We start from the raw sequence: 5949 nt of genomic DNA, 5'->3' as shown, positions 1-5949 counted from the left end.
TCAACAGGGTCTGATCCTCCCAGAGTCATCGGCAGTGTGAATCACAGCTACGACCCAAAGGGAAGACGCTCTGCCCGGGAATCTGCCCCGGCTACTTCACGCAGCAATCCCCATCAACGGCCAGCCTTTGCACCCGTGGTGGCGGCCGCCACCCGGGATGCAAAAGCCATCGACCTTTACCTTATCACCATGCAAAGCCTGTGCCACCCCGATGCAGCCCCAAAGTCGCGGCTGCCGCGGCAAAAAATGGCTGCTGGCGATGCCATTTCCCCCATCACCTGCCCAAAAACGCGGCATCGGGGCTCAAACCGTCGACTTGTAGCCGCCATCCACTGTCACCGTGCTCCCGCACAAGAAGCCGCTGGCGCGCGACCCCAGGAACAGCGCCACCCCCGCCATGTCCTCCGGCGTCCCCCAGCGCTTGAGCGGCGTCGCCTCGATGATCGCATCGCCCACCATCTCCGCCACGCCGGCGGTCATCTTCGACGGGAAGAACCCCGGCGCGATCGCGTTCACCGCAATCCCGTCCTTCGCCAGATATTTGGCCATCATCCGGGTGAGGTGCAGCACCCCGGCCTTCGATGCGGCATAGCTGTAGGTCTCGAGGTCGCTCACCTGCTGCCCGTCGATCGAGCCGATGTTGATCACCCGGCTCATCTCGCCACCGACGGCGTTCTCGCGCTTCAGCAGCGGCAGCAGCTTCTGCGTCAGGAAGAACACCGACTTTACATTGAGGTCCATCACCTTGTCCCAGCCGACTTCGGGAAACGCCTCGACCGTCGCGCCCCAGCTGGCGCCGGCATTGTTGAACAGCACGTCCACCCGGTCCCACTTCGTCGCCACCGCGTCGGCAAATCGCTCGATTTCCGCCATCTTCGACAGGTCGGCCGGGATCGACGTGCAGCGCTCCCCCAGCACCCCCGCCAGCCCGTCGCAAACCGCCGCATTGCGGGCGGTGATGATCACCTCGGCGCCATTCTCGATATAGCCGCGCGCGATCATCTCCCCGATACCGCGGCTGCCGCCCGTTATCACCACGCGCTTGCCCGCAACCGAAAACAGCTCGTCGATTCTCACGGTCTTTCTCTCCCTCAGATCACTTCGCCGGCGGCTTGTGCCCGCGCCACGCGCGAAGCCTCGGCACGCGGCAGCTTGCGATACACCAGATACAGGCATGTCAGCGTCACCGGCGCCATCAGCAGCAGCGCCAGCACACCGGTGGCAAGACTTCCGGTCACCTTGGACACCGCCCCGGTCACATAGGGCCCGAAGCCCAGCCCGATCAGCGTCGTGCCGATGAAATATGTGGCGGTCGCCGCTCCCCGCATCCGCGGCAGCACCAGATCCTGCGTCGTCGCCGCGGCAATGCCCACATACATCGATCCGAACGCCAGCGGGATGTTGAAGATCAGGAACATGCCCAGGCTGTCGGTGGTGAACATCAACCAGATGAAGGGCGCCGGCACCAGCACGGCGAGCGACGCCACCAGGATGCGCCCGCTGGGGTTGCGCTTCTTGAACCAGTCCGACACCGCCCCGCCGATCACCACGCCCAGAAACCCCCCGGCTGCTCCCCAGCCGCCCACCAGCAGCGCCACCATCTGCGTCGTCGCAAACCAGGGCACTTCGGTGCCGGTCTCCGCCGCCACCGCCGCCATCGGCACCACAAAGGTGCGGATCGCATAGGGAACGATCCAGAAGCCGAGCGAATAGCCGACAAACGAGATGGTCCCCGCCCCCACCAGCATCAGCACGAACGCCGGCGTCCCCCAGATCAGCGCATAGGTCGGCGCATCGCGCTGCTTCAACGATTGCGCCCAGCTCGTCACCGCATAGCCGCCCAGGCAGATGGCAATCCACTGCGGCCAGTCCCCGGTCACGCTCCCCAGCGCAAATGCCAGCCCGGCAAAGCCGCACAGCACCGCCAGGTTGATCGCAAACACCCGCCGCCCCAGCAGCGCGCAATTGATGAGTGTGAACGGCGGGATGACGCTGGCGATATCACCCGCCAGCTTGCCCCACACGCCCTCGACCTTCGGTGGCTCGGGCAGTCCCTCGGCACGCCCGCGGATCGGCTCCTTCAGCGTCGCCACCCAGAGCGACAGCAGCAGCCCCGGCAGCCCCACCGCCAAAAACGCCGCCTGCCATCCCACCAGCCCGAACGGCCCCGCCACCGGATAGGCGTCCTTCCACGCCTGCAGCACCACCGCCCCGATGAACAGGCTGATGCCGCCACCGATGTAGAGCCCCGACGAATAGATCGCGAGTGCCGTCGCCCGTTTCTCGCGCGGAAACCAGTCGGAGAGCATCGAGAACGCCGAGGGGCTGGCCGAAGCCTCACCCACCCCCACGCCGATGCGCGCCGCACTCAATTGCACGAAGTTGGTCGAAAGCCCCGAAAGAGCGGTCATCCCCGACCAGACGAAAAGCCCGGTCGACAACAGCCGCACGCGCACCCAATTGTCCGCCAGCCGCCCCAGCGGAATTCCGAACAGCGCATAAAAAACCGCAAAGGCAGTGCCGTAGAGAAAGCCAAGGTCGGCATCGGTCAGCCCGAGATCGGCCTTCAGATCCTCCGCCAGAATCCCCAGGATCTGCCGGTCGACGAAGTTGACGACATAGACGAGCACCAGCACGCCGAGCACATAATAGGCATAAGCGCCGCCCACCGGCGGCATATCGGCTGCGGAGCCCGGTTTCGCCGTTTCGGCGCCTTCGCCTCCGGCAGCCGCCTGTCCGTCTGCCATGCATCATCCCCGCGTTGCTGCAGCCCCTGGGTGCTGCTTGCTCTCAGGCGTAGCAGCCCCCCGGCGCCAAGCAAAGCCCGGGCATCAACGCCGGGCTTCAACGGTCAAGCAGCGCCGCCATCTCGGTGCCGGCAAGCTCGCGATCCGGCGTTCCAGACTGGCCGGCACTCACCCCCACCGCCGTCGTCACGCTCGCGCACAGCAGCACCAGCAGCGGGCGCCGATAGAGGCGCAAAAGCCCCCGCAACCACGCGCCCAGCCGCGAAGACACGTTCCAGACGTTGGCTTCGTAAGGATTCATCGCACGACCCCTCATGCTGCTTCGGCCCGTGGCGTCACGCTCATCCCGTCCGCTGCCCCCTGGCACCAGCCTGCAATATGCGCAAATCCCGAGTCGTTGCCCTGTGGATAACATCTGTGCCGCACTGCGGCGAGTCGTCCGGCACCGAATTTGCAACGAGGATGAAAGATTCATGGCGAAACTGCGCCTCTTTCAACCTGCAACCCGAATCCCTACGTGTCCCGGCAGCAACTTTCCCTCATTCCAGCCACCGCCGGAGACTCCTTATGCCCGATACCGCAACCGACACCGCCATCCTCGCAGGAGGCTGCTTCTGGTGCACCGAAGCCGTTTATGATGCCGTGCAGGGCATTGCCCATGTCGAATCTGGCTATATCGGCGGCAGCGTCGAAAACCCCAGCTACGAAGCCGTCTGCGGCGGCCGCACCGGCCATGCCGAAGCGGTCAAGGTCACCTATGATCCCGCCCAGATCGGCTATGCCGACCTGCTCGACATCTTCTTCGTCACCCACAACCCCACCACCCTCAACCGCCAGGGCGGAGACACCGGCACCCAGTATCGCTCGGCCATCTTCCCGCTCACCCCCGAGCAGGCCGCCGAAGCCAATGCCGCCATCGCTCGCCACCAGGAAAATTGGGACGATCCCATCGTCACCAGCATCGAGCCGCAGGCGCCATGGTATCCGGCCGAAGCCTATCACCAGCGCTATTTCGAGCGGAACGGCACCGCCAACGGCTATTGCGCCGCGGTGGTCGCCCCCAAGCTCGCCAAGTTCCGCAAGGCCTATGCCGCGCGCCTGAAGTCCCCCTCCAATTGAAGCGCTGACGCCGCCGCCGAAACCGCGCACAACCGGAGCATGACCAGCTTCGACCAATGGCGCGCCCGATCCCCCTATTATGACGAAACCCATGAAGCGGTCGCCGCGTCGGTGCGCCGCTTCATGGACCAGCATGTCCATCCCCATATCGATCGCTGGGAGGCCGAAGGCGAGCTTCCCCGCAGCCTGCACAAGCTCGCCGCCGAAGCCGGCATCCTCGGCCTCAACTATCCCGAGGAATATGGCGGTCATTCGGAAGGCTTCGACATCTTCCACAGCCTCACCCAGTCCGAGGAGATGGCCGCCGCCGGGGCAGGGGGGCTCGGCGCCTCGCTGATGACGCACAGCATCGGCCTGCCGCCGATCCTGGCACTCGGCTCCGAAGACATGAAGCGCCGCATCGCGCCGCAAGTTCTGGCCGGCGACAAGATCATCGCACTCGCCATCACCGAGCCGTCGGGCGGCTCCGATGTCGCACAATTGCGCACCAAGGCCGAGAAGGTGGGCAACAAATATGTCGTCACCGGGCAAAAGATGTTCATCACCAGCGGCATGCGCGCCGATTATTTCACCGTCGCCGTCCGCACCGGTGGAGCGGGCATTCCCGGCATTTCGCTGATGCTCGTCGAGGCCGATCGCCCCGGCGTGTCGCGCACCCGCCTCGACAAGATGGGCTGGCGCTGTTCGGACACCGCGGCGCTGCATTTCGATGCCGTCGAGGTGCCGCCGGAAAACCTCATCGGCCCCGAGAATGGCGGCTTTGCCGGCATCATGCGCAACTTCAATTCGGAGCGGCTGGGCATGGCGCATGGCTGCTGCGCCATGGCGCGCGTGGCGCTCAAGGAAGCGGTCGAATGGGCGACGACCCGCGAAACCTTCGGCAAGCGCCTCGCTCAGCACCAGTCGATCCGCATCAAGCTTGCCGATTGCGAGCGCCAGATCGCCGCCACCCAGGCCTGGGTCGACTTGGCCGCATGGCAGCACCGCGCCGGCAAGGGCCAGCCGGCGGATTATGCGATGCTCAAGGTGCAGGCGACGCGGATGCTCGAAGCGGTGGCGCGCGAGGCCGCCCAGGTGCTCGGCGGTGCGAGCTACATCACCGGCAGCAAGGTCGAGCGTATCTACCGCGAGGTGCGCGTCAACGCCATCGGCGGCGGATCGGAGGAGATCATGCTCGATCTCGCCGGCCGCCAGCTGGGTTATGGCTGACACGGAAAGGTACCTATCCGGCGAGGGCCGCTGTTGGCTAGAGCGGTTTTCGATCAGCTTGCATAGCACTTGCAGGCTTTGAAGTAGTTGGCGCATTCCTGCGGGGAGTAGAGGTTGAGGATGCGTCCGATGGCGTCCCACAGGCCGTGGATCGTGCGCTCGGCGGCTTTTCGCAGAAGCGCCTTGAGCTTCGAGAATGCCTTCTCGATCGGGTTGAAGTCGGGGCTGTAGGGCGGCAGGAACAGCAACTCGGCGCCGGCGGCTTCGATGGCTTATTGTATGGCCGACCCTTTGTGGCTCGACAGGTTGTCCATGATTACGATGTCGCCGGGCGAGAGCTCGGGCACGAGGACCTGGGTCACATAGGCGGTAAAGGCATCGCGGTTGATGGGGCCATCGAGCACCATGGGCGCCACCATGCCGGTATTGCGCAGCCCGGCGACGAACGTCGTCGTTTTCCAGCGGCTATGGGAACGCTGGCGCGAAGCCGCTCACCCCGTCTGCACCGGTCATGCCGGCGTCCCATGTTGGTGCTGGCCGCAAGAACATCCGGGGTCTCGTCGATGAACACCAGTCGGTCGGGATCGAGGTCGAGCTGGCCCTCGAACCAGGCCCAGCGCCGGCTCAGGATGTCGGGCCGCTCTTGCTCGCTGGCATGCGCGGTCTTTTCTTACGCGTGATGTTGTGGCGATCACAGAACCGCCAGACCGCCGCAACGCTGACCACCGCGCCGCGCGCTGCCAGTGAACCGCGCCGGGTTTGCCGGAGGCTCCAACTCCTGAGAAGGTGGAGCGACTATGAGCAAGGCAACGAACAAGTATGCGCCCGAGGTGCGGGAACGCGCGGTGCGGATGGTGCTGGAACACGAACTGGA

5 protein-coding genes and 1 pseudogene are annotated in these 5949 nt (G+C 65.2%); 2 read left to right on the top strand and 4 right to left on the bottom strand.

Annotation, left to right across the window (positions count from 1 at the left end; all coding sequences use genetic code 11):
- Nucleotides 1-303 precede the first annotated feature (303 nt).
- The 3 genes from FHS79_RS18295 to FHS79_RS18285 all read right to left on the bottom strand — a co-directional run bounded on the left by FHS79_RS18295 (nucleotide 304) and on the right by FHS79_RS18285 (nucleotide 3048).
- Nucleotides 304-1077, bottom strand: coding sequence for an SDR family oxidoreductase (locus tag FHS79_RS18295; protein WP_184203256.1), 774 nt, complete (start codon nucleotides 1075-1077; stop codon nucleotides 304-306).
- A gap of 14 nt (nucleotides 1078-1091) precedes the next feature.
- The gene (locus FHS79_RS18290; protein WP_341534484.1) at nucleotides 1092-2747 is read right to left on the bottom strand and encodes a spinster family MFS transporter; all 1656 of its coding nucleotides are present in this window, start codon (nucleotides 2745-2747) and stop codon (nucleotides 1092-1094) included.
- A 97-nt stretch (nucleotides 2748-2844) separates the two neighbouring features.
- Entirely contained in the window at nucleotides 2845-3048 is a 204-nt protein-coding gene (locus FHS79_RS18285) for a hypothetical protein (RefSeq protein ID WP_184203254.1), read from the bottom strand.
- A gap of 266 nt (nucleotides 3049-3314) precedes the next feature.
- Here FHS79_RS18285 and msrA point away from each other — a divergent pair, with 266 nt between their 5' ends.
- Both msrA and FHS79_RS18275 read left to right on the top strand, forming a co-directional pair.
- On the top strand, nucleotides 3315-3866 hold the full coding sequence (gene msrA / locus FHS79_RS18280) for a peptide-methionine (S)-S-oxide reductase MsrA (RefSeq protein ID WP_184203252.1): 552 nt from the start codon (nucleotides 3315-3317) through the stop codon (nucleotides 3864-3866).
- 39 nt (nucleotides 3867-3905) lie between these two features.
- Complete coding sequence (locus FHS79_RS18275) at nucleotides 3906-5075, top strand: acyl-CoA dehydrogenase family protein (protein WP_184203251.1); 1170 nt, start codon at nucleotides 3906-3908, stop codon at nucleotides 5073-5075.
- A 53-nt stretch (nucleotides 5076-5128) separates the two neighbouring features.
- Here FHS79_RS18275 and FHS79_RS19075 read toward each other — a convergent pair.
- Nucleotides 5129-5846 (bottom strand): annotated as a pseudogene (locus tag FHS79_RS19075) (IS630 family transposase); the annotation flags it as partial.
- Nucleotides 5847-5949: the final 103 nt, after the last annotated feature.

Source organism: Polymorphobacter multimanifer, assembly GCF_014205635.1.
GTDB classification, from domain to species: Bacteria; Pseudomonadota; Alphaproteobacteria; order Sphingomonadales; family Sphingomonadaceae; genus Sandarakinorhabdus; species Sandarakinorhabdus multimanifer.
This window is presented reverse-complemented; position numbering and strand designations above follow the sequence as displayed.

What these genes read in the sequence shown, in the direction of transcription:
- FHS79_RS18290 (WP_341534484.1), bottom strand. Translation starts at nt 2,747, where the DNA reads ATGGCAGACGGACAGGCGGCTGCCGGAGGCGAAGGCGCCGAAACGGCG.
- FHS79_RS18285 (WP_184203254.1), bottom strand. Translation starts at nt 3,048, where the DNA reads ATGAATCCTTACGAAGCCAACGTCTGGAACGTGTCTTCGCGGCTGGGC.
- msrA (WP_184203252.1), top strand. Translation starts at nt 3,315, where the DNA reads ATGCCCGATACCGCAACCGACACCGCCATCCTCGCAGGAGGCTGCTTC.
- FHS79_RS18275 (WP_184203251.1), top strand. Translation starts at nt 3,906, where the DNA reads ATGACCAGCTTCGACCAATGGCGCGCCCGATCCCCCTATTATGACGAA.